The 1312-nt window shown below is 46.1% G+C and carries 1 protein-coding gene and 1 other annotated feature; the gene reads right to left on the bottom strand.

What is annotated here, in order from left to right:
• Nucleotides 1-42: 42 nt before the first annotated feature.
• Nucleotides 43-1262, bottom strand: a protein-coding gene (locus KZA12_RS14715) for an IS3 family transposase (RefSeq protein ID WP_256933012.1) whose coding sequence is annotated in 2 segments (ribosomal slippage) — nt 43-986 and nt 986-1262 — 1221 coding nt in all. Because the reading frame shifts where the segments join, the coding sequence is not laid out codon by codon here.
• Nucleotides 871-987, bottom strand: a sequence feature (AL1L pseudoknot). Its footprint overlaps the gene before it by 117 nt.
• Nucleotides 1263-1312: the final 50 nt, after the last annotated feature.

The raw sequence follows: 1312 nt of genomic DNA, 5'->3' as shown, positions 1-1312 counted from the left end.
TAATGAACCGCCCCGACTATATCGGAGAGTGATTTACTTGAGTCAGGCAGCCATGCCTGACAGGATTAAATTATCATAATACCGCTTTTCAAACTCAAAGGGTGACACATAACCAATCGTGCTATGCAGTCGTATTTTATTAAACCAATCCACCCATTCAAGGGTTGCCAGTTCAACATCATTGATACCAGTCCAGTTCTCCTTTAAATAGTCAATTACCTCAGATTTATAGAGTCCATTGACCGTTTCAGCCAGTGCATTATCGTATGAATCACCAGTCGTGCCGACAGAAGCGATGATACCAGAGTCACACATTTTGTCAGTATAGCGAATGGATAAGTACTGAACCCCTCGATCACTGTGATGAATGACATCCTTAGGGTTGTTCCTGTCTGCTATCGCCTGATTTAGCGCAGCCATAACCATATCGGTATTCATGCGATTCGATACTTTCCAGCCCACAATAGCGCGAGCAAATACATCAATAATAAAAGCGGTATATACCCAGCCGCTAGTTGTTTTTATATAGGTGAAGTCAGCTACCCAAAGCTGATTGGGTTGACGTGCATTAAAGTTACGATTGACTAGGTCATCAGCGCGTTTTTGGTCGTCACGGCTGTTGGTGGTAATCTTACCCTTACCGCGCCAGACACCTTGCATACCATACTGCTTCATTAAACGCTCTACGGTGCAACGAGCAACCTTTACGCCATCAGCCTTCATCTGCTGCCAGACTTTACGAACACCGTAACGGCATTTACTGTCCTGCCAGATACGTTTGATTTCGCTGATGTAGAAGTCGTCATGCTGACTGCGTAATGGGCGCTTGTCAGGGCACTCTTCTAAGTCTTTAGCACGGTGATAGGTTGATGGGGCAATCGGTAGTACTCTACAGATTGGCTCGATCCCATATTCTTGCTTGTTAACATCAATGAAATCGACCATTATTTCGGTGGGCGGTCGAGCTCCGCCTGGGCGAAAAAAGCCGCAGCCTTCCTGATGATTTCATTAGCTTGCTTAAGTTCTTTATTCTCGCGTTCAAGCTCTTTGATGCGTTCTTTATCACTTTGCGCTTGTACTGAGGCAGGAATAGTTTGATCGATGTGCTTTTTATGCCAGGATCGCAGGGTCTCAGGTGTGCAGCCAATCTTAGGGGCGATGGCTTGAATCGCTGACCAGGTAGAGGGGTAGTCGCCTGCCGCTTCAATGAGCATGCGAACGGCGCGTTCTTTAATCTCAGGAGTATAATGTCGTGTTTTCATTGTCGTATTCTCTCAGAATATTAGGTCTCCGACAATCCCGGGGCGGTTCA

The organism is Psychrobacter sp. BF1 (genome assembly GCF_019279065.1).
GTDB lineage: Bacteria > Pseudomonadota > Gammaproteobacteria > Pseudomonadales > Moraxellaceae > Psychrobacter > Psychrobacter urativorans.
This window is presented reverse-complemented; position numbering and strand designations above follow the sequence as displayed.